This is a genomic window from Exiguobacterium sp. s189, from assembly GCF_018617615.1.
Classification (GTDB): Bacteria; Bacillota; Bacilli; order Exiguobacteriales; family Exiguobacteriaceae; genus Exiguobacterium; species Exiguobacterium aestuarii_A.
Genome location: NZ_JACSKM010000001.1, coordinates 444370 through 470114, shown reverse-complemented (window position 1 = coordinate 470114; position 25745 = coordinate 444370). Strand labels below are relative to the sequence as shown.

The following is a 25745-nucleotide window of genomic DNA, read 5'->3' as shown; positions in this document are numbered from 1 at the left end:
TAGCTTGTTTTACAAAGTAGTTGTAAATGGGATTGGTTTCCATTACTATTGTGTATAACAAGATAGTTGGTTGAAAGTGGGGTCACACCATGGCAATGAGTCAAATGTTAAAAGGTCTGCTTGAAGGATGTTTGTTAGCCATTATTAGTAAAGGTGAGACATATGGATATGAAATGTCTGAGAAACTACAGAATTATGGTTTCACAATGGTGAGCGAAGGAAGTATATACCCGGTATTATTGCGTATGAAAAAAGATGGGTGGGTCGAAACGATTCAAAAGACTTTACCGTCAGGAGGTCCAAAGCGGAAGTACTATATTTTAACAGAAGCCGGGCGACAGGAATTACTCGCCTTTAAACAGAGATGGGCTGAAGTATCGAATGGTGTGAACCGTGTACTCGAGGAGGATGAATAAGCATGGAACTTTCAAAGAAAAGTCGTGATTTTTTAGATGATTTGTCGGTATACCTGATGTCGAGTGGGAAATCTGAGACTGAAGTGAAAGACATTGTTTTTGAGTTAAAGGATCACTTACTAGAAGCGGAGCAAGCAGGGAAGGATGTAGATGATGTCATTGGTCAAAGTCCGAAATCCTATATGCAATATATTGGTCGCGAGATGCCTTTCGATAAAAAGGGATTTATCAAAATCATTTCAATGATTATTTCGAATGTATTCGCTTATATCGTCATCGGAAATTTTATCCAAGGTGAGATGGTGTTCTCAACAATTCAAATGGTTGGTTTTCCACTAGTAGCTGTGCTCTTCTTGTTGACAGTCTTACAAGCTTTCAAAGCGATGGCAGTTCATAAAAAAGAAAGCAAATTTAGAAGTATACTGACTTATAGCTTACTTGCTACATTACCAATGTTATCTTTTCTTGGCTTGATGGTACTTGATCTTTTCATTGAGACGCCGACGGTTACATTCGGTTCGAGCGGTCAACTTGTATTGTTCGTAGTTGCTGTGATCATATTACTTATAACCTCTGTATGGACAAAAACATGGATTAATTTAATCATCCCGATTCTTTTGTACGTACCTCAATATGCATTTTCCCGCACAAGTTTACCATTTGAGCAACAATCGATTTTTTCGATGTTGATTTTATTTGTCGGAATGGCAATTTTCTTTCTTGTCTGGGCCAAGAAGAATAAAGAAAATCAAGTTTGATATGTTGTCCATTTGGTTCATCGTTAAGAAGAGATAAAGGGAGATAGCGTTTATCTCCCTTTTTTGATGTTCGTTTCTACTTCCTGTACAGTTAAGACGAAGAGAGGGGTTAGAAAGAAACATGAAACGATATGAAGCGATTTTATTTGATATTGATGACACGTTGTTAGATTTTAAACAAAGTGAGCACGTCGCCTTAGAACAATTACTCGCATCCTACAATGTCCGGATGACGGATGAAGTGAAGGCGCGGTATGTCGACATTAACAGCGGCCTATGGCGCGCATTTGAGCGCGGCGAAGTAGACCGGGAGGAAGTACTCGTCGGTCGTCACACGAAACTGTTCGATTCGCTCGGACTCACGGTCGATGGTCCGCAGGTTGAACAGCAGTACCGGGACTACTTACATGCAGGCGTACACATGGTCGACGGTGCGTTAGAGATTGTCCAAACGCTGAGCGCGGACTATCCACTCTATATCGTCACAAACGGTGTGACGGAGACGCAATTCAAACGGTTAGAGTCATCGGGACTATTGCCGTACTTCCAAGACGTCTTCGTATCGGATGCGACCGGCTCACAAAAACCGATGAAGCCGTTCTTTGACTACGTCTTTGATCGAATCCCGAACGTAAAGCCAGAGAAGGGCTTAATCATTGGCGACTCAGTCACGGCAGACATCGCAGGTGGGCGGATGTACGGCCTAGATACATGTTGGTTCAATCCGAATGAAGTGGCTGCGACGATGGAGTCGACGTACGAGATTCGACATTTAAACGAGTTGAAATCGCTTCTCTAAGTTCAAGCCGGATTGAGTGAATGAGACGGCAAACGATTCGGTAGTTGTGCGAGTACTTCTGGATAGAGCGTGACCTCTCGAAGACGGTCAAGTTTTTGCCAACGATAGATGAGGTGGTCTCCTTCAGGTCCGTAAAAGTCTCCTTCTTGGAGCGGGAGGTCACCGTCTACATAAAAATAGAGACCGATTTCATGAAACGGTTGGTCGTTGTAGGTAAACAAGTTCTCGTGGACGAAGGCGAACGTGGTATCGGTCACGCGCATATCCAATTCTTCATGTAGCTCGCGTGCGAGGGCGGTTGCGGCTTCTTCACCGAGCGTCACGCGACCACCAGGCAGTGCCCAAAAGTCATCTCGGATATTTCGGTGAATCAATACGTGTCCGTCTTTCACGAAAATACCGGCGACGCGGTAATTGAAGACGCCTTGTTCAGTCGGGAATACGAGGTCCATCTATATCACTTCCAATCTTTGTCATATGTTCTAGTATACCTGAAGGAGGGATATTATGTTTCAACCACATACGCAATATCGAGACGAAGATTTCCGCGACGTGACACTCCGTGACGAAGAGCTGTCACACGTCACGTTCGAGAACTGTCGCTTCACATACGTCGATGCGACGGAACTACAAACGGAACGCTGTCAGTTCATCAACTGTGATTTTACCGATTCGAAATGGAATGCGTCCCATCATGTCGGCAGCTCATTTTTGAACTGTCAGTTCCATGGTGCCAATTTGTTCACGAGTGAGTTTGAGCAATGTAAAATGACGGGGTCTTCCTTTGAGGAGAGCCAGTTCGAGGGCGTCCATGTCACAGAAGGGGACTGGTCATTCGTCAACCTTCGTCACGTGTCTCTTAAGAAAATGGATTGGTCCCACGTTCGTTTGGTTGAGGCGGACCTATACGGTGCTGATTTGACCGAGACGGTTTGGCATCAGGCGGACTTGTCACGGGCGACACTTCAACATGCGGTGTGCCGTGGTGCCGACTTCAGAGGAGCATTTGTCGACGGGGTTGATTTTTCGAACGTGACCTTACAACAAACAAAACTAGACGCGATGCAGGCAATCCAAGTCGCGCGCTCATTGGGGGCGATTATAGAATGAAACCGGAACAAATGATTGAACAGTTGATTGCGTTCGCAAAAGAACGTGAATACATCCGAACGGTCGTCTTGAACGGCTCGCTCGTCAATCCGAATGTACAAGCGGACGCGTATCAGGATGTCGACCTCACTTTTTACGTAGAAGATGTAAAAGCGGTTGCGACCGATCGCTCATGGATCGATATGTTTGGAGAAGTCTTGATCATGCAGACACCTGAAACGTCTGATCCCGAACGACATGTGACGTTTTTAGTGCAATATGTAGACGGACACCGTATTGATTTGACGATTCGAAGTGTGGATCAACTTGAAACCATGCTCGAAGCCGATTCGCTCAGTCAGATTATGTTCGACCGAGATGATCATCCGAGTGTGACACCGTCAGACGACACATACCGTGTGACACGCCCGTCTGCTGATGAGTATGCGTCTTGTTGGAATGAATTTTGGTGGGTGTCACTCTATGTTGTCAAAGGAATCAAACGACACCAGGTGTTATACGCGCTCGATCATCTCGACATCATGCGAAATATGCTCCGTCAGATGATGCAATGGAATATCGGCTATGCGACGAACTTTTCTGTGAATCTCGGGAAGTCGGGCGACGGGATGCGCGACCACTTGCCAGAAGAATTGTGGGAGATGCTCACGGCGACGTATGCCTCGGCTGAGCTGAGCGCAATCGAAGACACGCATGATCGCCTGCAATCACTCTTCTTCTTTTGTGCACAACGTGTCGCGGAACAAGGTGATTTCGTCTTCCGGGAAGAAGAAGCCAGACGCGTCCGTGCCGCATGTGCAACACTTCGACATTCGAACGATTAATGAGGCCGTGAGCCGGGAAACGCTCCTTATAGAGAAAGGAGCGTTTTTTCATGAACCCATATACGACATTTATTGCCCTTTTAGTCGGAAGTCTTGTCCTCTTTGTCGGCATTCGTTTAAAGAAATGGCCGATCATTTTGGTCGCGATGCTTCCCCTTGGTCTCGTCGCATTTAATATGTTCTTACTCATCACGGGGCGCTAGGACATGTTCACTTGTCTTTTTGATACATCGATTTGATGAAGAAGGCACTCGGTAACAAAATGCCGATGGCGCCTTCGATGATGGCGAATAATCGGGTCAAACCAATCGGCAACAAATCACCAAATCCGATTGATAATAAAGTGACCCCGCTGAAATACAGGAGGTTTTCCCAAGTCGGTTCAACGGTATTCATGGATTCGAGTGAAGTCACAAGAATGACTGAATCACGAGACAAAGCATAATAAATCAATGTGAATCCTAACATGACTCCAAATAGGCTAACGAACAACTGAGCGAACAATCTCCCGTCAAATCCTGTTTGCTTGTATGTTTGACGTTTGAAAAACCAAAATACGTTCAAACTGATGAAAAGTAACGCAATGATTAGTAAAATCGGATTCAATCTGAACATCTCCCTTTCGCACAATAGATTCACTTACCCATTCCCGAAGCAGAAAATGAGAAACAGAATCGGAAAAGGTTTGCAATTGATGAAAAGATTGATAGAATGTGGTCGAAGACGACTGAATTTCATAATGTTTGCCACTAGGGGAGTCGCGTCACGCGGCTGAGATGGACAAGGTCCAGACCCTTCGAACCTGATCTAGTTCACGCTAGCGTAGGGAAGTGGGCGAGACGACTCATATGGCTTCACCTAGATATGACTGTTCGAGACGCCGCTTCCGTTATGGGAGGCGGCGTCTTTTTATCTGTTATAAGGGGGAGTTGTTATGAAATTTACAGATCACTTACGTCAGGAAGCGGATGGATTGTTTGAAGCAAGCTTTCATCATCCGTTCGTCCGTTCACTCGGAGAAGGAACACTCGATGAGAAAAAGTTTAGACATTACGTCATGCAAGATTCGTATTACTTGAATCAATTCTCAAAAGTGCAGGCCAAAGGGGCGACGCTCGCACCGACAATGGAACTATCGAGTCGCTTTTTGACACATGCCTTACACACGATCGAGGCGGAACTCTCACTTCATCGTGAGTTCTTTACGATGCTCAACGTGACGGATGTTGAACTGGCGACATTCGAGCCGGCACCGACCGCTTACGCGTATGCGCTTCATATGCAACAGGCAGGACCGACACTCGGTGACGTATTGGCGTCAATCCTTCCGTGTTATTGGGTGTATTACGAAATCGGTGAACGCTTAAAAGATAAACGACCCGACCATCCGATTTATTCAGCTTGGATTGCGACGTACGGTTCGGAGTGGTTCCGTGAGTTAGTGGAAGAACAGATTGATCGGTTGGATGAATTGGCTGGACAAGCGACAGAAGAAGAACGGCTTCGTTACACAAAACTCTTCTTGAAGAGTTGCTATTACGAAGTCGCCTTCTGGGAAATGGCATGGACGCTCGAATCTTGGACGTTGTCACAGGAGGTCAACCAATGAGACATGAAATTTGGAGTGAGATTCGAAAGCAGGAACCGTTGATTCACAACATCACAAACACGGTTGTCGCCAACTTTTCGGCGAATGGACTGCTCGCCATCGGTGCCTCTCCCGTCATGGCAGATGCGATTGAAGAAGTGGCAGAGATGACGTTTGTGAGCGATGCGCTCGTGTTAAACATCGGGACACTTGGGACGATGACGGAAGCGACGATGATTCGTGCAGGACAAGCTGCAAATGAAGCGGGGTGTCCGGTCGTGCTCGATCCGGTCGGAGTCGGGGCGACATCGTTCCGCCGAGATGTCGTCGAGCGGATCCTTCGCCACGTCCGTGTATCGGTCATTCGTGGAAATGCAGGAGAAATTGCCACATTGATTGGCGTTGATTGGACAGCGCGAGGTGTGGATGCGGGTGACGGGGCGTATGAACCAAATCAATTGGCACTCGAAGCGGCGAAACGATATGGATGTGTCGTGGCCGTGACCGGAAAAGAAGATATGGTCAGCGACGGAAGTGTCGTCATAGAAGTTCATGGTGGGACGAAACGAATGACCGATACGACCGGTACGGGATGCTTACTCAGTGCGGTCGTCGGAGCATGTCTAGCGGTCGAAAAGAATGCCCTCAAGGCGACGGTGACAGCCGTATCAGGATATGCCTATTGCGGGGAGTTGGCGAGTGAACGGGCAGAAGGACCAGGAGATTTTCCGATTCACTTTTTAAATGCCCTCCATCAATTGACGCAATATACAATCCCGACGAATCGAATCGAGGTGTCGACCTCATGAGACCACAAGTCTTGACGATTGCAGGATCTGATTCAGGGGGCGGAGCTGGTATTCAAGCCGACTTAAAAACGTTTCAAGAGCTCGGTGCGTTCGGGACAAGTGTACTTACCGCCATCACAGCCCAGAATACACTCGGCGTGCACGGGATTGAAGCAATTTCCCCGGAAATGATCACTCGGCAAATCGATGCAGTGGCCAATGACTTTCAGATTACAGCATGTAAGACCGGCATGTTGGTAGATGCGGAGCGGATTGAAGCGGTAGCCGCAGCACTTGAACGTCATCGTTTCCAACACGTCGTCGTCGATCCTGTCATGGTGGCGAAAGGGGGCGCTTCTTTGTTGCAAGTTAGTGCAATCGAGGCACTTCGGACGAAGCTGTTGCAGTATGCGACGGTCGTGACGCCAAATATCCCTGAGGCAGAGGTATTGGCCGGAATCGAGATTCGAACAGAGGCAGATCAGATGAAGGCCGCTCAATTGATTCGTGCACTCGGAGTCGAAGTCGTCATCATCAAAGGTGGGCATATGGAAGGTGTGAAGGCCGTCGATTTGATTGTGTCCGAATCTGAAGTGTTTCAAGTGAGCGCACCCCGCGTTCGGACGAAAGACACACATGGAACGGGATGTACGTTTTCTGCAGCTTTGACGGCTGAGCTGGCATACGGAAAGACACTTCGTCAAGCTGTCGTGGACGCGAAGCAATTTATCCATCAGGCGATCACGCATGGATTATCGATTGGACAGGGACATGGACCGACAAATCATTGGGGACATCGTTTAGCGAAAGAAGAGGTGGTTACCGTTGACGTCATGTACGAAACAAGCGCTCGCTAAGCAACTTCGTCTTTATTTTGTGTGTGGGACGACGGATACATCTGATTTGGTGGGGACACTCGAAACGGCACTTCGATGTGGTGTGACATGTTTTCAATTTCGCGAAAAAGGTAAAGATGCATTGTATGGAGATGAAAAAGAAGCAATGGCAAGGACGCTCCAACGTCTATGTGGAGAAGCGGGTGTGCCGTTTATCATCAACGACGATGTAGACCTAGCGCTCGCGATTGACGCGGATGGCATCCATGTCGGACAAGACGACTTACCTGCCGAACAGGTTCGAGAACGATTAGGACCGGATAAATGGTTAGGGGTGTCGGTCCATACGATGGAGGAAGTAAGTGCAGCTCTTTCATTCGCAGATTATGTCGGGATTGGCCCGATTCATGCGACGAAGAGCAAGTTAGACGCAGGACGTGTGCGCGGGACGGAACTGATTCAGCAAGTTCGTCAGCACTATCCGCGGCTTCCGATTGTGGGGATCGGAGGTATTCTTCCGGAGCATGTTCCTTCAATCATTTCTGACGGGGCAGACGGCGTTGCCGTCATCTCTGCCATTGCTTCTGCACCGGACGTAGCAACGGCTACCCGGCGTTTCGCTTGTCTCTGAATTTAATTCTTGAGGAGGAAGACAGATGAACGTATTTGTAATCGGTGCAAACGGCCAGATTGGCCATCAATTGGTGGAAAAGTTACACAATGAAGGAAAGCATCACGTCACGGCGATGGTGCGTAAAGAAGAACAACTCAATGACTTCAAGTCAAAAGGATACAACGCCGTACTCGGTGATCTCGAAGGTTCAGTGGCAGACTTGGAAAAGGCAATCGACGGAATGGATGTCATCGTGTTCGCAGCCGGTTCTGGTGGAAGCACTGGAGCAGACAAGACACTCTTAATTGACCTAGATGGTGCAGCGAAGAGTATCGAAGCAGCACAAGCGAACGGGAACATCAAACACTTCGTCATGGTCAGCGCCTTGAAAGCAGAGGATCGCTCAGCTTGGCCAGATTCGATGAAGCCGTACTACGTAGCGAAGCATCATGCCGATCGTTTACTCGAACAGAGTGGACTCACATACACGATTGTTCGTCCGGGCGCATTGACAGATGATGCGGGAACGGGCAAAGTAAATACGCAATTCGAGGGAAGTGGAGAGATTCCACGCGAAGACGTGGCATCCTTCTTGGTGCACGTCCTTCATAACCACTCAAACGCACAGAACAAAGCAATCGATTTGATCAAAGGGGATACCCCGATCGAAGAAACGCTATAAGTATGTGACATCAAGAACGGGATGTGAACCATCCCGTTTTTTGTCGTGTTAAAGAGGGAAAAGAACGCAGAATAACGAAATAGAAGAATACGAACAGGTGAGGAGGTCCCGCATGACCGAGATGTTTATTTATCTGACGGTCTATTTGTTACCGTCATTTTTGCTCGGCTTTTTAGCACTCGATGTCTTTCAACGCAATCCGAATAAAGTAGAGCATCGTTTGCTGAGCCTGTTTGTGTTCGGTTATTCGATGCTCTTCTTGGCTGAATTTGTCCGCCACTTATCTCCGATTGAATATAGTCCGGCACTGATTGCGTATTGGTTTGGAAATGCCGGCATCTTCATTTTTATCTTTTCTGTTCATTTCATATTAAGTATTACAGGTGTCGGTGCAAGGGCACCGAAGTGGCTGTATCCATGGGTCGTTTACTTACCATTGATTCCAGTCGTGTTAACGTATCTTCGACGAGAGAATATTACGAACAGTCAACAGTTTGAACAAGTGGGGATTTGGATTTATCCCGAATTCAATTCTTCTTATTTGATTACGTTGACTGTAGGGAATATCTTTCACTTTCTTATTATTTGTCTTATTTTTTATGCGCTACGACGAACGGAGCGCAAAGAACACGAGAGAGTATTGCGCATGTTATTTTGGACGGCAATCGTCATATTAGTTTGGGATGTCGTATTTGGTTATTTTCAATTCCGTGGGTTCATTCCGCCGTACTCTTATATGTATGGAGGGCTCGTATGGGCAGTGGCGCTCGTCATCGCAATGAATCGTTTGGATTTCTTGACCTCTTACGTGAAGCGATACGGGACACTGTATAACTTGAATCCATCTGCCATCTTGTTGATTGATCCCGATGGAAAAGTGGAAAGTGCGAATCCGGCTGCACGCACGTTATTTCATACGGTACGCGTCGTGAATGAGCGCTTTATCAATTTATTACCTGAAAAGAAAAAGAAGGAATGGGTTGAACATTATCATCAACATTTCAAGACGCGGAAGAAGTTTTTAGAGTTCGAAACGAAGATTATGACGAAGTCTGGACAAGAGCGGTACGTCGTCATTGATGGGGACTTTGTTGATATCGATCGAACGATTCATGGGATGATTATCATTCGGGACGTTCATTCGTTCAAAGAAGCTGAGCAAACAATCCGTTTCTTTGCCTATCATGACCCACTGACGAAGTTGGCCAATCGACGTGCGTTTTATGAACAGGCAGACCATGCGTTACTAAGTTCCTCAAGATTATCTTTATTGATTATTGATTTGGACGGTTTCAAAGCGGTCAATGATACGTATGGTCACCAAGAGGGCGATCATTTCTTAACGCATTTAGGTGGATTGTTAGAAGCATCAACGCGAGATGTCGGCTTGGCTTCCCGTGTTGGAGGCGATGAGTTTTATATCTACTTAGTCGATCTGACGGAATCTGAAGTGCTCGCATTTATTCATGAACTTCAGATGACGTTGAATCGGAATCCATACAGAACGCCGGATGTGACGATTCCAATCCGGGCAAGTATTGGGGTCAGTCATGCGCCGGATCAAGGGACAGACTTGGATACGCTGATTCATAAAGCGGACCAGGCAATGTATCAAATCAAGCAGGACGGAAAAAACGATTATGCGATTTATGACGAGGCGTTACATGGCCCGAAATAAAGGGAACATAGAAGTGTTTAATTATAGAGAGGAGGATGGAACATGTCAGAAAGACCGTTAGTGACGATGCGCGCCGAGGGAGAAGCGGGAGGCGTCAAGACGACTGTACGTGTAGGTGAGCATACCCCATTTATCGTAGATGAGCCGGAACGACTCGGTGGAACGAACAAAGGACCGAACCCGCTTGAGTATCTTCTCGGTGCGTTATCGTCTTGCACGACCATCATGATTGCTTATGTCGCACAGGACTTGAACTTTGATTACGAGGGTGTCCATTTTGTGACGGAAGGGACACTCGATCCGAGAGGGTTCCAAGGGATGGAAGGTGTCCGAACTTACTTTGAGTCAGTTCAGATGAAGATCGTACTAGATACGACTGAATCGGATGAGCGAATTGCCGAATTACGAAAAGGTGTCGAGGCACGTTGTCCGATTCATAATCTGATGCATGCAGCAGACGTGGCGATGACGGCAGAATGGACTCGAAAATAAAGATGAGGGCGACCTCATCTTTTTTACATAGTAATCGTGAAAAGAGTACGGAGGGAAGACGAATGCATCACCGACCGATGACGCGTGAATGGGCAAATCAAATTCAAGAATGGACTTACGGAGCTCCTTATGACTTTTACAATCAGTCGCCTTCTGAAGAAGGAATCGATGAGTTGATGACGTATCAGGTGATTTTAGAGGATCATGAGCTGATTGGATTTTATTGTATCGGACCTGCTGCACAAGTGCCAAATTCGACATATCCGTATTCGTCAGACTTCACGGACATTGGGTTTGGGATGCGACCTGACTTGACGGGTAAAGGACGCGGACAATCGTTTGTGGAATACGTCATGGAGAGAGCGGCGGAAAAGGGGAAGCCGCTCCGTCTAACTGTCGCCTCTTTCAACGAGCGTGCGATTCATCTATATGAAACGCTTGGATTTCATACCATCACAACGTTTGAGCGAAATGAGGTCCCGTTCCAAGTGATGATGCGCGATTAACCATATTGTTTCTGATGTGCCTTTTTACGTCGCAAATAATCTTCATCGGCACGGAGTTGATCCCAATACGTTTTGAAGATGCGGGCAGATTCTGCTTTTTCTTCGTCGATTTCGCGCTCGTGGATGTCACCGTCTTCTTTATATTTACGACCACCTTTATAATTGGCGTAGCGTCGGGCTCGCGTGTAGCCCATTTGGATGAACTTTCGGGCCATGTCCATTCCGACGAAATCATCGTTTGCGCGATACGCTTCAAACAATTCCATGATTTCTTCAGCGGATTGCTTGGCGATCTCTGGCGTTTTAAATCGCCAATGGGGCAAAATCTCACTTTTATACGGCTCAACGAGTAGTACCCCTTGTTCACCACGCCCGACTCGGTACAGTTCGGGTTGTTTTCGGAAGTCAATTTCATCGAAGTTTAAGTCATAATCAAATGGCATGTTCATTCCTCCTCGCCTAACGTTTTCCCATTAGGTCGGTCGAGGAAACAACTTGAAGGAAAAGGATGGGTTTGTATGATCAAAATGGAGACAGAACGGTTGGTCTTAAGAGCATTTACGCTAGAGGACGCAGAGGATATGTATCGTTACGCCAAAGACGAACGTGTCGGACCGATGGCCGGTTGGGCGCCACATGAATCCGTTGAAGAGACGAAAGATGTCATTCGACTGTTTGTTGAGGAAAAAGACGTGTGGGCGATTGTGTTGAAAGAAACCGGGCAAGTGATTGGTAGCATCGGATTACACGACCGAAGACCGGATCCTACGATTCAACATGAGGCCCAACGTGAAATTGGTTATGTACTCAGCCCCGATTATTGGGGGCACGGCTATGTGCCGGAAGCCGTTCAGGCGATGGTTCGATTTGGATTCGAAGCGTTAGGGCTGGAGCGGATTTGGTGCGGTTATTTCAGCTTCAATGACCAATCCCGACGTGTTGTTGAAAAGTCTGGGTTCACCTATGCGTTCACAAAAACACAAGAATTGACTCGACTCGACGGACGAACGGTAGAATGCCTCGTCTATGTCCAACTCAATCCGACGTTCTCTACACATTGAAGCGCTGTTTCAGTGTGTTTTTTCATGAAATCATAAAAACCTCTTGATATGTAACCGGTTACACATTAAGATGGTTTTGTAAGCGTTTCCAGAACGGAGGATGTCAAATGGCGACCATCAAACAAGTGGCAAAACATGCGAACGTCTCAGTGGCGACCGTATCACGCGTCATGAATAAAAGCGGATATGTGAGTGAAGAGGCGAAAGAAGCGGTCGAAAAGGCGATTGCGGAACTGAATTACGCACCGAACCGAGTCGCTCGGTCGCTCTATAAAAAATCGTCGAATTTGATTGGGCTCATCATGCCAGACATCACAAACCCGTTCTTTCCACAGCTGGCTCGGGCGATTGAGGATGTCGCCAATCAGCATGGGTATCAAGTCGTCTTATGCAACACAGACGAACAACTCGAAAAAGAGCAGACGTATTTGGTCGCCTTGCAGACGATGCATGTCGACGGGCTGATCATCACGACGAACCATTCGCACAACCCGAATTACGAGACGTTGGATTTACCGATGGTCGCGCTCGACCGAATCGTGAAGGCGGGAATCGACGCCGTTGTATCGGATGGTTATGAGGGCGGAAAGTTGGCAGCCGACACATTGTTACAACACGGTGCGACACGTCTGACTCATATTGCCGGACCTGATCATCTCAAGACGGTCAAGCGTCGGACCGAAGGATTTGTCGAAGTAGCGGGAGACAAGCTCGTCGGGATGACCGAGTCCACGTTCACGTTCAAAGACGCCTTGAAAGCGTCCCAAGAGCTGTTCGATCATGCGTGGCCGTTCGATGGCATCTTTGCAGCAAACGATGTGATTGCAGCCGCAGTATTGCAGGAAGCGGTGCGTCGAAACATTCGTGTCCCAGAAGAACTACAGGTCATCGGATATGACGGAATCGAGCTAGGGGAGATGACGTCTCCGCCGCTGACGACCATCGTTCAGCCCATCTATGAGATGGGGCGAGTGGCGACAGAACGATTGCTCGATTTGATTGAGAAAAAAGATACACGACCGAGAGAGATGCTGTTACCGGTCACGTTACTTGAAAGACAAACGACAAAGCGGAAGGAGAAATAAAGAATGAAACGCATTGTTGTCATTGGCAGTATATCGATGGACCTTGTCGTCACGTCCGACAAACGTCCGCAAGCAGGGGAAACCGTCATCGGCGAGTCGTTCCGTACCGTTCCAGGAGGGAAAGGTGCGAACCAAGCGGTCGCTGCTTCTAAGTTAGGGAGTGCGGTGCAGATGGTCGGTTGTATAGGGAACGATCCGTTCGGTCAGCAGATTGTTGAGAACTTCAAACAGCATGGTGTTGATGTTGCGCACGTTCGGGTCATACCGAATGAAGTGACGGGGACGGCACACATCGTATTGGCGGAAGCAGATAATTCGATTGTCGTCGTCCAATCGGCGAACAAGCAGGTCTTCTTCACGGAAGAGGAACTAGATCAGCTTCTCGATGAGCAGTCCTTTGTTCTCCTGCAACTCGAGATTCCGATCGAGACCGTGCGACAAGTGACCGCTTACTGTAAGGAGAAAGGGATTCCGGTACTCCTCAATCCGGCACCGTCGCAACCACTCCCGTCAGAAGTGATTGAAGACGTCACGTACTTGACGCCGAATGAACATGAATGCCGGGATTTATTTAAGGGATTGTCCGTGAACGAAGTGCTTGAACGATATCCGAACAAGTTACTCGTGACAGAAGGCGTCCGAGGTGTTCGATTCCATGACGGACGAGAAGTGCGGCATGTGCCAGCCATCCGAGCGAACGTCGTCGACACAACAGGAGCTGGTGACACGTTCAACGGTGCGCTCGCTGTCTCCCTCATCGAGCAAGAGGATTTAGAGACGGCCGTACGGTTTGCCGTAGTCGCGTCCGGTATGAGTGTCGAAGGGTTTGGCGCACAAGGTGGTATGCCGACACGAGAAGATGTACAACAACGATTGGAGCGCGTGTGATGAAAAAACAAGGGATTTTAAACAGTCATCTAGCAAAAATCTTTGCCGATCTCGGGCATACGGATCGGGTCGTCATCGCAGACTGCGGGCTACCGATTCCGGACGGGGTGAAGCGTGTCGACCTTAGTCTCCGAATCGGGGAACCTTCCTTTCTTGAGGTACTTGATGTCGTCGAATCGGATTTGGTCGTCGAGCGCATCACGATTGCCGAGGAAATTCTCACACACAACCCAACGATTGCAGATTCACTGAAAGAACGATACACAAGCATCGACATATGTTCGCATGAAGATTTCAAACGGGAGGTCGCAAAAGCAAAAGTGGTCATTCGAACTGGGGAAGCGACACCTTACGCGAACGTCATCTTACACGCCGGGGTCATTTTTTAAGGGGGGATTTCGATGCACATTCAGTTGAAAGGCATCCATAAGTCGTTCGGTCCGGTCTCTGTCCTGAAAGGGGTCGACTTCGAACTGTTGCCGGGAGAGATTCATGCGCTCATGGGAGAAAATGGAGCAGGTAAGTCGACATTGATGAAAGTGATGACCGGTCTTCATGCCCAAGATGAAGGAGAAATTCTCATCGATGGGAAGAAACGTCAATTCAAACACCCAAAAGAAGCGGAGCAAGAAGGGATTGCCTTCATTCATCAGGAGCTCAACATATTACCGGAGATGACGGTAACAGAAAACTTATTTTTAGGTCGAGAACTGACGGGACCGTTTGGGATGGTCAAACAGCAGGAAATGGCACGACGCGCTCGTGAATACTTAGCGGAATTGAACGTCTTCATGGATGTCGATGAAGTGGCACGCAATTTATCGGTCGGTCAGCAACAGATGATTGAGATTGCCAAGGCACTCATGACAGATGCGAAAGTCATCGTCATGGATGAACCGACGGCCGCCTTGACGGATCGCGAAATTCAGGCGCTCTTCGCCGTCTCACGGGCATTACGAGATCAAGGTGTGTCCATCATTTATATCTCTCACCGCATGGAAGAAATTTTTGACTTGTGTGATCGAATCACCGTGCTTCGGGACGGACAGTCCATCTCGACCCGTATGATTCAAGACACATCTTTTGAGGAAACCGTACGCGATATGGTCGGACGTGAGATTGGTGAACGCTATCCGACGCGCACCGCGACGCTTGGGGATGTCGTTCTCGAAGTAGATGATTTAATAGGTAACCGGTTCCACAACGTTTCATTCAACGTTCGAGCCGGTGAAATCGTCGGATTCTCCGGATTGATGGGAGCAGGACGGACTGAAGTGATGCGTGCTTTGTTCGGAGCAGACGCCCACAAAGGAGGAGTCATCAAACTGAACGGGAAACCGATTCGGATCAAGACTCCGGCAGACGCCATCAAACATGGCATCGCTTTTTTAACAGAAGACCGAAAAGGCGAGGGCTTGCTTCTCGACTTCTCGCTAAGAGAAAACTTATCACTCCCGACACTCGACAAACGAGCAAAAGGGTCGGTCATCTCCAAACAACAAGAAGCGACATTCGCCGAGACATACTTACAAAAACTGCGGGTCAAGCATCATTCGATGGAGCAAAAAGTGAAGTCGTTGTCCGGTGGGAATCAACAGAAGATTGTGCTCGGTAAATGGTTAGGTGTCGAGCCGGACGTCTTGATTTTAGATGAACCGACCCGTGGAGTCGACGTCGGTGCTAAGAAAGAAATTTATAACATCATGAGTGATCTTGCGGAGTCAGGTGTCGCCATCATCATGATCTCCTCCGATTTACCGGAAGTGCTCGGGATGAGTGACCGAATCGTCGTCATGCGGGAAGGTGTTGTGACCGGAACGCTCACGAAAGAAGAGGCAACGCAAGAAAAAGTAATGACGTATGCGACAGGAGGGCAATGACATGGAATTGAAAGCAGCGACTGCACTGAAGCGCCCGGGTCGACTCGGATGGGGACAAAAATTAGGACCGTTGTTTGGTCTACTCGTCATCGTCGTCGTCGTGACCGCGCTCGAACCTGGATTTTTATCATTAAATAATATCTTTAACGTATTGCGACAAGTTTCCATCAATGCCTTGATTGCCTTCGGGATGACATTCGTCATCTTGACAGGTGGGATTGATTTATCGGTCGGGTCGATTTTAGCACTCGCCTCTGCATTAGTAGCAGGCATGATGGTGGACGGTCAACATGCGGTCATGGCCGTTGCACTTGGCTTGATTGCGGGTGCCGTTCTTGGGGCCTTTAACGGGGCGGTCATCACGTACGGGAAAGTGGCGCCGTTCATCGCGACATTGGCCACGATGACGATTTACCGAGGTTTGACGCTCGTCTATACGGATGGGCGACCGATTACCGGTCTCGGAAATTCTGGGTGGTTCGAGATGCTCGGACGTGGCTACTTCTGGATTATACCGGTGCCGGCATTGACGATGTTACTCGCGTTCGGTGTTCTTTATTTCATTTTGAAAAAGACGACATTTGGTCGTCACACTTACGCGATCGGTGGAAATGAAGAAGCGGCAAAATTGATGGGGATTGGCGTCAATAAAGTCAAAATCATGATCTATTCGCTATCGGGTATGCTTGCTGCACTCGCGGGCATCATCTTGACATCACGTCTCAACTCCGCACAACCGACGGCAGGAACGTCATATGAACTCGATGCTATCGCGGCGGTCGTTCTCGGGGGAACGAGCCTTGCAGGTGGCCGAGGTTGGATTGTCGGAACATTGATCGGGGCACTGATCATCGGCACGTTGAACAACGGATTGAACCTTCTCGGCGTATCATCTTTCTTCCAACTCGTCGTAAAAGGTGCAGTTATATTGTTTGCAGTATTGCTTGATCGTCGACAAAACGCGTAATACGCGAAAGGGGAAAACGGAACATGAAAAAATGGACAGCTTGGCTACTCGCACTGACTATGGTACTGATGGCAGCTTGCTCGACTGAACAACCGGGGTCAACGTCTGAGACGGAAACGAAAGATGGGGATTATGAAATCGGCTTATCCATCTCGACATTAAACAATCCGTTCTTCGTCGCATTAAAAGAAGGCGCAGAAGAACAGGCGAACGAAATGGATGCGACGTTGACAGTGGCGGACGCACAAAACGATGCCGCAAAACAAGTGAATGACGTTGAAGATATGATTCAAAAAGGAATGGATTTGATTCTCATCAACCCGACAGATTCAGAAGCAGTCGGCGCAGCGGTACAAGCAGCAAATGACGCGGGCATTCCGGTCATTACGGTAGACCGTAACGCAGAGACTGGTGAAGTGGTCGCACACGTCGCTTCAGACAACGTCGCGGGTGGACAGTTGGCGGGTGATTATATGGTTGAACTCGTAGGCGAAGGTCAAAAAGTCGTCGAACTCGAAGGGATTCCAGGAGCGTCAGCGACACGTGACCGTGGACAAGGATTCAACGAAGCAATCGATGGGAAATTGGAAGTCGTGGCAAAACAATCTGCAAACTTTGACCGTGCAGAAGGATTGACGGTCATGGAGAATATTTTACAAGACAATAAAGACATCGTCGCTGTATTCGCACATAACGATGAGATGGCACTCGGTGCTGTTCAAGCACTTGAAGCGGCTGGAATGAGTGACGTGAAAGTCATCGGATTCGATGCAACAGACGATGCGGTCAAAGCGGTCGAAGGTGGGACGATGGCAGCAACGGTTGCCCAAAAACCAGCTGAGATTGGTAAATTGGGTGTAGAAGCGGCAATCAATCATTTGAAGGGTGAAACGGTGGAAGAGAACATCCCGGTCGAACTCGAATTAATCAAATAAGGAAAATGAAACCTCACGATGCCTTGATTTCGGGTAGAGCTCGTGAGGTTTTTTCAATGTTCACATATCCCTCTTCATAAATTGGATAGTTTCTCCCTTTTTAAGGGTATATCTAGGTAAAATACAGGAAGGGGGAGTCGTTTCTTCTTTTTGAGAAACGCAGCACATATGTATAAACTCAAACCGGTGTTTAAAGAACGTATTTGGGGTGGCCGTCAGTTAGAGACGTTATTTCATCTTTCGTTACCGGAAGGGAAGATTGGCGAGTGTTGGGCTGCCTCCGCACATCCGAGCGGAATGACCACATTTGAGAACGGACCATTTGCAGGACAGACGCTCGCGGATTTATGGGATGCCCACCGTTTAGAACTATTCGGTCCGTATCCATTCGCGACGTTTCCGTTACACGTCAAACTACTCGACGCGCGTGCCTATTTATCGGTCCAGGTCCATCCGAACGATGAGCAGGCGCAACGTCTCGAACAAGAAGAGTTTGGGAAAGAAGAGTGCTGGTACGTGTTAGACGCAGAACCGAATGCCGAGATTATCGTCGGCCATACGTTCCGAACGAAACAAGAGGTATATACATGTGTGCAACAAAAAGAATGGGCGACTCGTCTGAAGACGCAAGTCGTGAAAAAAGGTGACTTCATTTACATCCCGAGCGGAACCGTTCACGCTCTTGGTCCGGGTGTCGTGTTGCTTGAAATTCAACAGACGAGTGACCGGACATATCGTCTTTACGATTTTGATCGAGTGGATGACACGGGTCGTCTTCGTGAGCTTCATATCGAGAAAGCCGTGGAAGTGATGAACATTCCGGATCGTCGGACAGACGAACTCGTACGGACAGATTTAAAAGATGCGTTGACGACCGAATTAATTTCAAAACCATCTTTCAAAATCATGCGACACCAAGTGAATGGCACCCCCGCGATTTTAGAACAATCGGAAACGTTCCGATTGATTTCGGTCGTTTCGGGTGAAGGGTTCGTGCAAGGTGAAGATGGCGTCCAAGCCATCCGAGCAGGAGAGCACTATTTCGTTCCAAAAGGAAAAGGACCTCACTTGTTCACCGGGAAGGTGGAAATCGTCACAAGTGAAGTTCCTGTTCCAACAACGCATCGCGTCAATACTGTTTATCAAGTGGAGACGGCACAGGACAAGCATCGTCGAGTGTCCAATCGTTTGAATACTGAACCTCGATGAACACGACGTCTTCGTGAGCTTTGAGCGTGTGAGCCGCACCGCGTTGAATCGAGATGACGTCGGTCGGCTTCGCCTCAAACGATTGTCCGTCAATTGTGACGGTAGCCGTTCCTTGAAGCATCGTCCAAATCGTATCAGTCGCTTCGTGATAATGATAGCTGAGTTCTTTCCCAGCCTGGACGAGCATCCGTCGCGTCACACTGTGGTGACCGTCCGCGAGCGTCTCGTGATGAATCACTTCGGATTGTCCCCAGCGCTTCCATTTGAACTTTGGATAGTCATCAGAGGAGGCTAGATAATCTTTCAACTGTGGCGTCGCATCTTTCGTCGAGACGAGAATCCCGTCCGCGTTGACGGCGACGACGAGATCTTTGAGTCCAATTCCAATCAACGGAAGATTCAACTCGTTGATGACATGTGTGTTCGTCGACTCGAACAAATCAACCTGACCGTGGGTGGTGGACGTCATTTCTTCGGTCAAGGTATTCCATGTCCCAAGGTCCTTCCAATCTCCATCGTAACGATGGACGAACACGGACTCCGCATGTTCGACGACGGCATAGTCGAACGACGTTTTTTCTAAATCATCGTAGCAGGTCGTGAGTTCTGAATATGTCGTTGGTAAGTTTCGCTCCGTCAGTTCATCGAGCAACAAGTGCAACTTACAAGCGAAGATTCCACAGTTCCATAATGCACCTTGTTCAATCAACTGTTCCGCCACGTCGACGGTCGGTTTTTCTTGGAACAAGCGAACGGAAGAGATTTGAGCCGTTTCGTTTGGGACGATGTATCCGTATTTCGATGTCGGGTGGAGGGGAGTGACCCCAATCAAATGTAAGGCATCGTCACTCGCTTGTACCGCTTCATCTACTTGAGGGAAGTATTCAAAGAAACGAAGGTCGACATAAGCATCGACCGGCATCACGAGTACCGTTTCATCCGGGTCGACACGTTGTTCGTTCAAATAACTAGCGCCGAGCACGATAGCAGGGAACGTATCTCGACGACTCGGTTCGGTGATGATATTGGCGTCGGTCCCGATTTGGTAAACGATGGCATCGCGTTGATGCGCGTTTGTTAAAATAAAGGCATCCCGATCTAATTGCATGTCACTTAGTTGGGAGAAGACCCGTTCGATCATCGATTGTTTGGCACCTTGACCGTCATCAAGTAATCGAATGAACTGTTTCGAGTTGATATCGTTTGAAAGTGGCCATAGACGCTTTCCAGATCCACCTGATAGTAAGAGTAGTTTCATTTCGTGACACCCTTTCTCGATTAAAATTTCGGAGGTACACAACATGGCAAATTACTTACTCGTCGAACCGCACGAGCATACGCGAAAGACGTTGGCTCGTCTGTTGATGAAAGAAGGAGAACTCATTTTTGAAGCGACGGAAGCGACGGAAGCGATTGAGATTTTAGAGTCGAGCGACATCGACGTCGTCATCACCGAATTAAGACTTCCCCATACGGATGGGGTCGAATTATTATCGTATGTGAAGAAAAAGTTCCCGCTCATTCATCAAATCGTATTGACGGACTACACACATACCCATACGTTGATCGCGGCCGTCAACTATGGAAACGTCAAGCGCATCATGACAAAACCGATGAAAATCGATGAATATGTGATCCGCGTCATCAAGGATGTCGGTCAACAAGCCGTTAACATGAAGACGAATAAGTATCGAGTCGCAGATATGTTGACGGAGTTTCTAGACGATCTTGGACAGGCATACTGTCTGTTTTATGAGAGCGGAGACTTAGTCAGCTCGGAAAATCTTGTCGTTCCGTTCGAATCCGGGGAGACGAACGAGCTGAAACGGTTCGTCATCCCGACGCAATACGGAGAATTTATTTTGTATCAGTCAAGGGATCGTTCTTCCCGAACTTGTGGGTAAAGAGTTGCGATACCCCAATCATCGTTAATCGAAGGTACATGTAGGCGACCCCTAATGTTAATACAGGGTGTCGTCTATATTTTTTGAGGTTGGACGGATGATAGAGCACCGGTCTGAAGAAATACCAGCGAGCGAGTGCCTTCCGGAACCCACCTTCCTCTGTCTCGAGCGTTTGTGGCATCACTTGGAAGTAATAGCGCTTCTTCTCGAGTAGATTTTGGAGCGTCACTTCCTTCTCGTTATGTTTCACAGCGGTGAACGTGGCGCGTCGGATGATTCCACCTTGTTGAATGTAACGAATGGTCGGTTGCGTCTCTTCAAAACTGATTTGAGCGGGATTAATGCCGCCTGATGCCTCATATGCTTCCATCCGCCAAAACCGTGCCGCCTCGATGGAGCGGTCATCAATCCGTTCTTCTGGGATTTGGAATAGATTCCGTTCAAACACCTTCACTTTGGAGAAAAAGTTGGTGTATGTGCTATAGGCCTCTTCTGGGATGACGAGCGCTCCGACCTCTTCGTGATGCTTAAGGTAAAGCAGGCAACTCGTCAACAATCCTTGGGTCAACACCATGTCTGAGTCGATGACGTACAAGACATCGACGTGGAGTTCACGAAGACGACCGATTGCCTCTTTACGGGCGATTCCACGCTCTCCATGAGGAAGCGATAGGATGATGAAGCGGTCATCGTCTATAGTCAACTCTCGCATGACCTCGACGGTTCGATCGGTCGAGCCGTCATCTGCAATCACACAGACAAACTCGGCTGTTTGTTGTTGGATGGACTGAATCGTTTCTCGAATGATTTCCTCGTTACAATACGTAGACATTGCGATTCCAATCATGATGTTCTCCCTTCCTGAATCAAGATTCCTAACTTTTGATTCAACCATTGTTCAAATGCCGCGCCGGTGCGACTCCATTGCAGTGTTTTTGAAAATGCATGGGCATCACGCCTCACGACCTCATAATGATCGTGATCGTTCAAACAGCGTCTCATCTCGAGCGCGAGCGCCTCTGCGGTCTGTGCCATCGTCATGTAACCGAGTTTTCCATATTGAACCGCGTCCCGAAGTCCCGGCGCATCGTACACGATGGTCGGTGTCCCGACAGCAGCGGCCTCGCTGACGGTCAAGCCCCATCCTTCACGACGGGACGGAAAGAGGAGGGCTGTCGCCCGACTCATGCGTTCGAGTTTCTCTTCTTCGCTTACAAAGCCAAAATAATGGATATCCGACCGTACATCCTCAGGCGTGATCGGATCCAGTTGTTCGGCAATGTACGCCTCGTTCTTCTTCCCGATGATCCACAGTTGTGCGGTCGGGAAATCGCGCTTGATTGATACAAACGCCTTGACGGCATCATTGATTCCTTTATAGGCGGACATGCGCCCGACGTATAAGAACGTGGGATGCTCTTCTTTCTCAAACCATTCTTCTTCTGGCCACGGTGTGAAGTTGAGTCCTTCCGGCAAAATCGTGATGTGCGACTCTGGAATCCCAACGGCGACGAGGTCATCTGCCGTCGACTGACTGACGGTCAAGACATCGTTTTGCCGATAGAGACGCAGACGACTCGTTTCCGTCCATGCACCGACCCATGACACGGGAGGCGGTAGGTTGATTCGCCAAATCTCACGCGTCAATTGATGGATGAAGAGAACACGTTTGTGTGCCGGCACATAGAACGGCGTGAAGTAATGGTGTGTGTTCATCTGGTCGAGGACGAGGTCGATATCATCCTCGTTTGCTTTGTAGTAGCGCCGTGCCTCTAAGATGCTCGTCATATCTGTACCGGAGCGAATATAGCGAACGCCATCAATCCATTCCTCATCCTCACGTCCTTCGATATGAGGGGACAGATGGATGATGTTGTAACGAGGGGCCACGTAAGCTAGCATCTCATGCGTGAATACTTCGGCTCCTCCTGCTTTCGGATGTTTGATGTCTCGCCATGAGAGACATAATAAAGTGGGTTTCATCACGATTCCTCCTTTAATTGTTGGCGTCGCTCAGAATGGAAGCGGAAACGAAGGAGTAGAGACCCTCCGAGTAAGACGACCGCTTGTGCCAAAAGCCAGATCTCCATCGATTGCCGGAATAGGAATAAGGCAACGAGAAAGACGAAGAGTAGCGCCCAATACCAACGCAAGTACCGATTGTTTCGTAAGATGAATTGCAACATCGCCTCGTATTGCACGATGATGATGCCGATATAGGTGAAAATCATATAGCGCACGAAATAGCCTGCCTCGTCATATCCTTGACCGAAGAAAATCGGTACAATCGACGGGATGATCAAGAAATATAGAACGGTGATGATGCCAAGGGCAGTCAATAATAATCGGAACACGGTACGCTCAAACGAGAGGAATGAATCCGTCTCGGCCGCACGGCTCAGACGTGGCAAAAGGACTTGGAAAATCGACAGACAGACGAACAAGACGAGCTGACTAAAGCGTAGGCTGACGGAATAATCTCCGACTAACGATGGAAAGAATAAGGTGACGAGTAAGCTGTCGACCGAGAAGAAGAGTGTCATGACAATCTGCACATGGATGAGTTGGAACAAGCCATGGAACTGTTTGTCTCCAGCCGTTTCTGGGAAATGAGTTTGCCAGATACTGAGTCCATATGTGAGAATCATGCCGATCAAAATCCCAATCAAAGCGAGCGTGATATCCAGTTGTTCGAGAAAAACCCACGTGACGCCCACTTTCACAATCGCTTCGACGTAATAAGAAAGGGTGAGGGCATAAAATCGTTCATTTGCCTGCAAGACCCCACGCCGGAATGACACGAGGATATGGAAAAATACTGTAACTGCAAGTAAAAAGAGGTTAATCCTAGATAAAGGAAGAATATATGGGATAAGTATAAAGAGTACACTGGATAAACCCATTGCGACGAGTAAGATAATTCGTTCGATATACCGGTAATCGGTCGCAATTTGTTGTCCTAGGTTTCGGGTGACAATCCATTGGACGGCACTCCCGATAATAAGTAACAGTCCGAGAAGGGCGAGATAAGCGTTTAAGAGACCATAATCTTGACTCGTCAAACCGCGGGCTAAAAAGAAATGATACGAGTAATTGATGATATTTAGTAACGCATCAAGAACAGGGAAGATGAGTAAAATCGAATAACGACTCATGACAGCTTTCATACAATCACCTCTTTCAATTCGTCAATCTTAAAAGGAGGACAATGTGATGGATAAAGGTAAAGTAGTGATTTTTACAGATCAACAACGAAATATTCCGTATGCTTCGTCTATTCCGCACTACGAACTTATTATTTCTGAATCAGGTACATCATCTGAAACGAAAATTTCACCAGACATTCGTGCCATGAAAGAGCAAATTAAAGTGTACGTGATTGATTATGTTGACTATGACACAGGATTGAAAGTAGCGGCAGCACTACGAACGTATCATCCCCAGTCGTCGATTCTGTGGGTTGATGACGTTATTCGACATAAAGGAAACTTCCCCTTCAAACAATTGTTAGGGAATGGGATATTTAGAATATTTTATTATAGAGAAGAATACACAGATGAACTGTTAGCTGAAATTCAAAATATCATTCATCCAGAATATGCTGTGAAAAAAGGGACTGTAGCCTTTATATTACCAATTTTCAATGAAGAGAAACGGTTTTCACACATTCATGCTTTTTTGACATCCCTTACCAAAATGATTGAACGGAACTATTTGCACGGATCCATCTACTTTGTGGACGATGCCTCCTCCGATCAGTCGAAACACTTGTTACAGGAGTATCGGGATATCGTCATGAACGCGACGGACACGTTGTTCAAAATTGATTATTTAAAGATGTATGAGTTAAAGCAGAATACGAAAAAAGCGGGTCTCTTTATCGAAGGGATGACGCATATCTCGAGCGAATATTATGTGTTCGTTGATGCGGACAATTCGTTCAAAGTCGATGACATCGCTCAACTGCTGAGTATTGCGGAAAATGATTATTACGATATCGTCATCGGGACGAAAGATTTGACGATTGAAGACCGAAGCTTTGTCCGAAAATTTGTCAGTTTCGCAAAACGAACCATCACAAAACCGTTTTTACCAGAAGGTGTGTCGGATTCTCAGACGGGTCTTAAAATCATCAATCGTCGGGCGATTCCACGGTTACTTCCGTATTTGAGCGCGACGAGCGGATTCGCCATCGATTTAGAGATGATGTACGCCGCCAAAAAAGAACGTCTCCGCGTCTATCAACAGCCGGTGACTTGTATCGAGCGGGAAGGGTCTCACGTCGATCTCGTGAAAGACTCGATTGCGTTCCTCAAGACGATGGTCCTTCTTTTACGACGACAGCGAGCTGTCAGTCGGGCAAGACGATAAACGTACATCACGCATAAAGCCCACGTCGTTTATTGGACGTGGGCTTTTGTTTGGGCTTATTCGTGGGTAATTGATTCAGCGATCGAAGAGTCCGTCTCTGTATATTCAATCGTGATAACATCTCCGACGTTCAGTGTATCAAGGTGGTTGGGTTTCCCGTCGACAATCGTCGACGAAGTAAGTGTCACCTCCCGTAGCACATACTGTTCCTCAGGGTCTTGATGAGATGGCGCAATCCATAGGGTGTTGCCTTGTCGGTCTTCAATCACAGTGTCTTCGTCACCCATCGTACAAGCACTAAGAATCACCGTCCAACTCATTAAAGCCGTCAACAGGAAACTCCGAAGCATGAGCC

The 25745-nt window shown here is 47.8% G+C and carries 32 protein-coding genes and 1 riboswitch; of the genes, 24 read left to right on the top strand and 8 right to left on the bottom strand.

All coding sequences use genetic code 11. The features are described 5' to 3' along the window. Positions 1–89 precede the first annotated feature (89 nt). The 3 genes from KNO99_RS02385 to KNO99_RS02375 all read left to right on the top strand — a co-directional run bounded on the left by KNO99_RS02385 (position 90) and on the right by KNO99_RS02375 (position 1973). Positions 90–416, top strand: coding sequence for a PadR family transcriptional regulator (locus KNO99_RS02385; protein ID WP_214744925.1), 327 nt, complete (start codon positions 90–92; stop codon positions 414–416). A 2-nt stretch (positions 417–418) separates the two neighbouring features. Beyond that, positions 419–1174, top strand: coding sequence for an HAAS domain-containing protein (locus tag KNO99_RS02380; RefSeq protein ID WP_214744924.1), 756 nt, complete (start codon positions 419–421; stop codon positions 1172–1174). A 121-nt stretch (positions 1175–1295) separates the two neighbouring features. After that, entirely contained in the window at positions 1296–1973 is a 678-nt protein-coding gene (locus tag KNO99_RS02375; RefSeq protein WP_214744921.1) for a YjjG family noncanonical pyrimidine nucleotidase, read from the top strand. A gap of 2 nt (positions 1974–1975) precedes the next feature. On the opposite strand, the gene KNO99_RS02370 is transcribed toward KNO99_RS02375, so the two are convergent. Next, a complete protein-coding gene (locus KNO99_RS02370) occupies positions 1976–2425 on the bottom strand; it encodes an NUDIX hydrolase (RefSeq protein ID WP_214744919.1) in 450 nt (149 codons plus the stop codon). 55 nt (positions 2426–2480) lie between these two features. Here KNO99_RS02370 and KNO99_RS02365 point away from each other — a divergent pair, with 55 nt between their 5' ends. Genes KNO99_RS02365 through KNO99_RS02355 form a run of 3 tightly spaced genes read left to right on the top strand, consistent with a single transcriptional unit; the run spans position 2481 to position 4110 of the window. Continuing rightward, entirely contained in the window at positions 2481–3083 is a 603-nt protein-coding gene (locus KNO99_RS02365) for a pentapeptide repeat-containing protein (RefSeq protein WP_214744918.1), read from the top strand. Beyond that, positions 3080–3907, top strand: coding sequence for an aminoglycoside 6-adenylyltransferase (locus KNO99_RS02360; protein ID WP_214744915.1), 828 nt, complete (start codon positions 3080–3082; stop codon positions 3905–3907). Before KNO99_RS02365 ends, KNO99_RS02360 begins: the two co-directional genes overlap by 4 nt. Positions 3908–3957: 50 nt before the next feature. Continuing rightward, positions 3958–4110: a hypothetical protein gene (locus KNO99_RS02355; RefSeq protein WP_012727577.1), complete on the top strand. Its 153-nt coding sequence runs from the start codon at positions 3958–3960 to the stop codon at positions 4108–4110. 7 nt (positions 4111–4117) lie between these two features. Here KNO99_RS02355 and KNO99_RS02350 read toward each other — a convergent pair whose 3' ends face one another. Then, on the bottom strand, positions 4118–4522 hold the full coding sequence (locus KNO99_RS02350) for a potassium channel family protein (protein WP_251130918.1): 405 nt from the start codon (positions 4520–4522) through the stop codon (positions 4118–4120). Between the two features lie 126 nt (positions 4523–4648). Then, positions 4649–4753: riboswitch (TPP riboswitch) on the top strand. An 88-nt stretch (positions 4754–4841) separates the two neighbouring features. On the opposite strand from KNO99_RS02350, the gene tenA reads away from it, so the two are divergent. The 8 genes from tenA to KNO99_RS02310 all read left to right on the top strand — a co-directional run bounded on the left by tenA (position 4842) and on the right by KNO99_RS02310 (position 11090). Then, a complete protein-coding gene (tenA, locus tag KNO99_RS02345; protein ID WP_012727575.1) occupies positions 4842–5516 on the top strand; it encodes a thiaminase II in 675 nt (224 codons plus the stop codon). Further along, on the top strand, positions 5513–6304 hold the full coding sequence (gene thiM / locus KNO99_RS02340) for a hydroxyethylthiazole kinase (protein WP_214744911.1): 792 nt from the start codon (positions 5513–5515) through the stop codon (positions 6302–6304). Before tenA ends, thiM begins: the two co-directional genes overlap by 4 nt. Next, positions 6301–7140, top strand: coding sequence for a bifunctional hydroxymethylpyrimidine kinase/phosphomethylpyrimidine kinase (gene thiD, locus KNO99_RS02335; protein WP_214744908.1), 840 nt, complete (start codon positions 6301–6303; stop codon positions 7138–7140). The genes thiM and thiD overlap by 4 nt, the downstream gene beginning before the upstream one ends. After that, the gene (thiE, locus tag KNO99_RS02330) at positions 7109–7750 is read left to right on the top strand and encodes a thiamine phosphate synthase (RefSeq protein WP_214744906.1); all 642 of its coding nucleotides are present in this window, start codon (positions 7109–7111) and stop codon (positions 7748–7750) included. The genes thiD and thiE overlap by 32 nt, the downstream gene beginning before the upstream one ends. A gap of 25 nt (positions 7751–7775) precedes the next feature. Beyond that, positions 7776–8414 carry an SDR family oxidoreductase gene (locus KNO99_RS02325; RefSeq protein WP_214694957.1) on the top strand — a complete coding sequence of 213 codons (639 nt, stop codon included), beginning with the start codon at positions 7776–7778 and terminating at the stop codon, positions 8412–8414. A gap of 112 nt (positions 8415–8526) precedes the next feature. Beyond that, positions 8527–10092 (top strand): sensor domain-containing diguanylate cyclase, encoded by a 1566-nt coding sequence (locus KNO99_RS02320; RefSeq protein WP_214744904.1) that lies wholly within the window; start codon positions 8527–8529, stop codon positions 10090–10092. Between the two features lie 42 nt (positions 10093–10134). Beyond that, complete coding sequence (locus KNO99_RS02315) at positions 10135–10584, top strand: OsmC family protein (RefSeq protein ID WP_214744902.1); 450 nt, start codon at positions 10135–10137, stop codon at positions 10582–10584. Between the two features lie 62 nt (positions 10585–10646). Next, positions 10647–11090, top strand: coding sequence for a GNAT family N-acetyltransferase (locus KNO99_RS02310; protein WP_214744900.1), 444 nt, complete (start codon positions 10647–10649; stop codon positions 11088–11090). Here KNO99_RS02310 and KNO99_RS02305 read toward each other — a convergent pair. Continuing rightward, positions 11087–11533 (bottom strand): DUF4385 domain-containing protein, encoded by a 447-nt coding sequence (locus KNO99_RS02305; RefSeq protein ID WP_012727567.1) that lies wholly within the window; start codon positions 11531–11533, stop codon positions 11087–11089. The two genes, KNO99_RS02310 and KNO99_RS02305, sit on opposite strands and share 4 nt — an antisense overlap. A 75-nt stretch (positions 11534–11608) precedes the next feature. Here KNO99_RS02305 and KNO99_RS02300 point away from each other — a divergent pair, with 75 nt between their 5' ends. The 8 genes from KNO99_RS02300 (at position 11609) to manA (ending at position 19115) form a co-directional block, all read left to right on the top strand. Beyond that, positions 11609–12151: a GNAT family N-acetyltransferase gene (locus tag KNO99_RS02300; protein WP_214744898.1), complete on the top strand. Its 543-nt coding sequence runs from the start codon at positions 11609–11611 to the stop codon at positions 12149–12151. A gap of 107 nt (positions 12152–12258) precedes the next feature. Further along, complete coding sequence (locus KNO99_RS02295) at positions 12259–13236, top strand: LacI family DNA-binding transcriptional regulator (RefSeq protein ID WP_214744896.1); 978 nt, start codon at positions 12259–12261, stop codon at positions 13234–13236. Between the two features lie 3 nt (positions 13237–13239). Further along, the gene (rbsK, locus tag KNO99_RS02290; RefSeq protein ID WP_214744893.1) at positions 13240–14124 is read left to right on the top strand and encodes a ribokinase; all 885 of its coding nucleotides are present in this window, start codon (positions 13240–13242) and stop codon (positions 14122–14124) included. After that, the gene (rbsD, locus tag KNO99_RS02285; RefSeq protein WP_214744891.1) at positions 14124–14513 is read left to right on the top strand and encodes a D-ribose pyranase; all 390 of its coding nucleotides are present in this window, start codon (positions 14124–14126) and stop codon (positions 14511–14513) included. The genes rbsK and rbsD overlap by 1 nt, the downstream gene beginning before the upstream one ends. 12 nt (positions 14514–14525) lie before the next feature. Beyond that, positions 14526–16004, top strand: coding sequence for a sugar ABC transporter ATP-binding protein (locus tag KNO99_RS02280; protein WP_214744889.1), 1479 nt, complete (start codon positions 14526–14528; stop codon positions 16002–16004). Between the two features lies 1 nt (position 16005). Next, entirely contained in the window at positions 16006–16971 is a 966-nt protein-coding gene (locus KNO99_RS02275) for an ABC transporter permease subunit (RefSeq protein ID WP_214744888.1), read from the top strand. A gap of 23 nt (positions 16972–16994) precedes the next feature. After that, complete coding sequence (rbsB, locus tag KNO99_RS02270) at positions 16995–17906, top strand: ribose ABC transporter substrate-binding protein RbsB (RefSeq protein ID WP_214694925.1); 912 nt, start codon at positions 16995–16997, stop codon at positions 17904–17906. A gap of 168 nt (positions 17907–18074) precedes the next feature. Then, positions 18075–19115: a mannose-6-phosphate isomerase, class I gene (gene manA / locus KNO99_RS02265; RefSeq protein WP_214744886.1), complete on the top strand. Its 1041-nt coding sequence runs from the start codon at positions 18075–18077 to the stop codon at positions 19113–19115. On the opposite strand, the gene KNO99_RS02260 is transcribed toward manA, so the two are convergent. Then, a complete protein-coding gene (locus tag KNO99_RS02260; RefSeq protein ID WP_214744884.1) occupies positions 19036–20373 on the bottom strand; it encodes a sugar phosphate nucleotidyltransferase in 1338 nt (445 codons plus the stop codon). The two genes, manA and KNO99_RS02260, sit on opposite strands and share 80 nt — an antisense overlap. Positions 20374–20416: 43 nt before the next feature. Here KNO99_RS02260 and KNO99_RS02255 point away from each other — a divergent pair, with 43 nt between their 5' ends. Continuing rightward, positions 20417–21019, top strand: coding sequence for a response regulator (locus tag KNO99_RS02255; protein ID WP_214744882.1), 603 nt, complete (start codon positions 20417–20419; stop codon positions 21017–21019). On the opposite strand, the gene KNO99_RS02250 is transcribed toward KNO99_RS02255, so the two are convergent. Genes KNO99_RS02250 through KNO99_RS02240 form a run of 3 tightly spaced genes read right to left on the bottom strand, consistent with a single transcriptional unit; the run spans position 20973 to position 24186 of the window. Beyond that, positions 20973–21866, bottom strand: coding sequence for a glycosyltransferase family 2 protein (locus KNO99_RS02250; RefSeq protein ID WP_214744880.1), 894 nt, complete (start codon positions 21864–21866; stop codon positions 20973–20975). The two genes, KNO99_RS02255 and KNO99_RS02250, sit on opposite strands and share 47 nt — an antisense overlap. Then, a complete protein-coding gene (locus KNO99_RS02245) occupies positions 21863–23002 on the bottom strand; it encodes a glycosyltransferase family 4 protein (protein ID WP_214744878.1) in 1140 nt (379 codons plus the stop codon). The genes KNO99_RS02250 and KNO99_RS02245 overlap by 4 nt, the downstream gene beginning before the upstream one ends. Further along, positions 23002–24186 carry a lipopolysaccharide biosynthesis protein gene (locus KNO99_RS02240; protein WP_214744876.1) on the bottom strand — a complete coding sequence of 395 codons (1185 nt, stop codon included), beginning with the start codon at positions 24184–24186 and terminating at the stop codon, positions 23002–23004. Before KNO99_RS02240 ends, KNO99_RS02245 begins: the two co-directional genes overlap by 1 nt. A gap of 46 nt (positions 24187–24232) precedes the next feature. Between KNO99_RS02240 and KNO99_RS02235 the strand changes: the two genes are divergently transcribed. Continuing rightward, positions 24233–25390: a glycosyltransferase gene (locus KNO99_RS02235; protein ID WP_214744874.1), complete on the top strand. Its 1158-nt coding sequence runs from the start codon at positions 24233–24235 to the stop codon at positions 25388–25390. 56 nt (positions 25391–25446) lie between these two features. On the opposite strand, the gene KNO99_RS02230 is transcribed toward KNO99_RS02235, so the two are convergent. Next, positions 25447–25740, bottom strand: a complete 294-nt coding sequence (locus KNO99_RS02230) for a hypothetical protein (RefSeq protein ID WP_214744872.1) — start codon at positions 25738–25740, stop codon at positions 25447–25449. Positions 25741–25745: the final 5 nt, after the last annotated feature.

Bases quoted from the DNA above. Each gene is read 5' to 3' on its own strand.
- KNO99_RS02380 (WP_214744924.1), top strand. From the start codon at position 419: ATGGAACTTTCAAAGAAAAGTCGTGATTTTTTAGATGATTTGTCGGTA.
- rbsB (WP_214694925.1), top strand. From the start codon at position 16,995: ATGAAAAAATGGACAGCTTGGCTACTCGCACTGACTATGGTACTGATG.
- KNO99_RS02360 (WP_214744915.1), top strand. From the start codon at position 3,080: ATGAAACCGGAACAAATGATTGAACAGTTGATTGCGTTCGCAAAAGAA.
- KNO99_RS02295 (WP_214744896.1), top strand. From the start codon at position 12,259: ATGGCGACCATCAAACAAGTGGCAAAACATGCGAACGTCTCAGTGGCG.
- KNO99_RS02325 (WP_214694957.1), top strand. From the start codon at position 7,776: ATGAACGTATTTGTAATCGGTGCAAACGGCCAGATTGGCCATCAATTG.
- thiD (WP_214744908.1), top strand. From the start codon at position 6,301: ATGAGACCACAAGTCTTGACGATTGCAGGATCTGATTCAGGGGGCGGA.
- rbsD (WP_214744891.1), top strand. From the start codon at position 14,124: ATGAAAAAACAAGGGATTTTAAACAGTCATCTAGCAAAAATCTTTGCC.
- KNO99_RS02310 (WP_214744900.1), top strand. From the start codon at position 10,647: ATGCATCACCGACCGATGACGCGTGAATGGGCAAATCAAATTCAAGAA.
- thiM (WP_214744911.1), top strand. From the start codon at position 5,513: ATGAGACATGAAATTTGGAGTGAGATTCGAAAGCAGGAACCGTTGATT.
- KNO99_RS02375 (WP_214744921.1), top strand. From the start codon at position 1,296: ATGAAACGATATGAAGCGATTTTATTTGATATTGATGACACGTTGTTA.
- KNO99_RS02245 (WP_214744878.1), bottom strand. From the start codon at position 23,002: ATGAAACCCACTTTATTATGTCTCTCATGGCGAGACATCAAACATCCG.
- KNO99_RS02300 (WP_214744898.1), top strand. From the start codon at position 11,609: ATGATCAAAATGGAGACAGAACGGTTGGTCTTAAGAGCATTTACGCTA.
- KNO99_RS02240 (WP_214744876.1), bottom strand. From the start codon at position 24,186: ATGAAAGCTGTCATGAGTCGTTATTCGATTTTACTCATCTTCCCTGTT.
- KNO99_RS02250 (WP_214744880.1), bottom strand. From the start codon at position 21,866: ATGATTGGAATCGCAATGTCTACGTATTGTAACGAGGAAATCATTCGA.
- rbsK (WP_214744893.1), top strand. From the start codon at position 13,240: ATGAAACGCATTGTTGTCATTGGCAGTATATCGATGGACCTTGTCGTC.
- KNO99_RS02235 (WP_214744874.1), top strand. From the start codon at position 24,233: ATGGATAAAGGTAAAGTAGTGATTTTTACAGATCAACAACGAAATATT.
- KNO99_RS02305 (WP_012727567.1), bottom strand. From the start codon at position 11,533: ATGCCATTTGATTATGACTTAAACTTCGATGAAATTGACTTCCGAAAA.
- KNO99_RS02275 (WP_214744888.1), top strand. From the start codon at position 16,006: ATGGAATTGAAAGCAGCGACTGCACTGAAGCGCCCGGGTCGACTCGGA.
- KNO99_RS02255 (WP_214744882.1), top strand. From the start codon at position 20,417: ATGGCAAATTACTTACTCGTCGAACCGCACGAGCATACGCGAAAGACG.
- KNO99_RS02315 (WP_214744902.1), top strand. From the start codon at position 10,135: ATGTCAGAAAGACCGTTAGTGACGATGCGCGCCGAGGGAGAAGCGGGA.
- KNO99_RS02230 (WP_214744872.1), bottom strand. From the start codon at position 25,740: ATGCTTCGGAGTTTCCTGTTGACGGCTTTAATGAGTTGGACGGTGATT.
- KNO99_RS02260 (WP_214744884.1), bottom strand. From the start codon at position 20,373: ATGAAACTACTCTTACTATCAGGTGGATCTGGAAAGCGTCTATGGCCA.
- KNO99_RS02350 (WP_251130918.1), bottom strand. From the start codon at position 4,522: ATGTTCAGATTGAATCCGATTTTACTAATCATTGCGTTACTTTTCATC.
- KNO99_RS02280 (WP_214744889.1), top strand. From the start codon at position 14,526: ATGCACATTCAGTTGAAAGGCATCCATAAGTCGTTCGGTCCGGTCTCT.
- KNO99_RS02385 (WP_214744925.1), top strand. From the start codon at position 90: ATGGCAATGAGTCAAATGTTAAAAGGTCTGCTTGAAGGATGTTTGTTA.
- KNO99_RS02365 (WP_214744918.1), top strand. From the start codon at position 2,481: ATGTTTCAACCACATACGCAATATCGAGACGAAGATTTCCGCGACGTG.
- KNO99_RS02370 (WP_214744919.1), bottom strand. From the start codon at position 2,425: ATGGACCTCGTATTCCCGACTGAACAAGGCGTCTTCAATTACCGCGTC.
- manA (WP_214744886.1), top strand. From the start codon at position 18,075: ATGTATAAACTCAAACCGGTGTTTAAAGAACGTATTTGGGGTGGCCGT.
- tenA (WP_012727575.1), top strand. From the start codon at position 4,842: ATGAAATTTACAGATCACTTACGTCAGGAAGCGGATGGATTGTTTGAA.
- KNO99_RS02355 (WP_012727577.1), top strand. From the start codon at position 3,958: ATGAACCCATATACGACATTTATTGCCCTTTTAGTCGGAAGTCTTGTC.
- KNO99_RS02320 (WP_214744904.1), top strand. From the start codon at position 8,527: ATGACCGAGATGTTTATTTATCTGACGGTCTATTTGTTACCGTCATTT.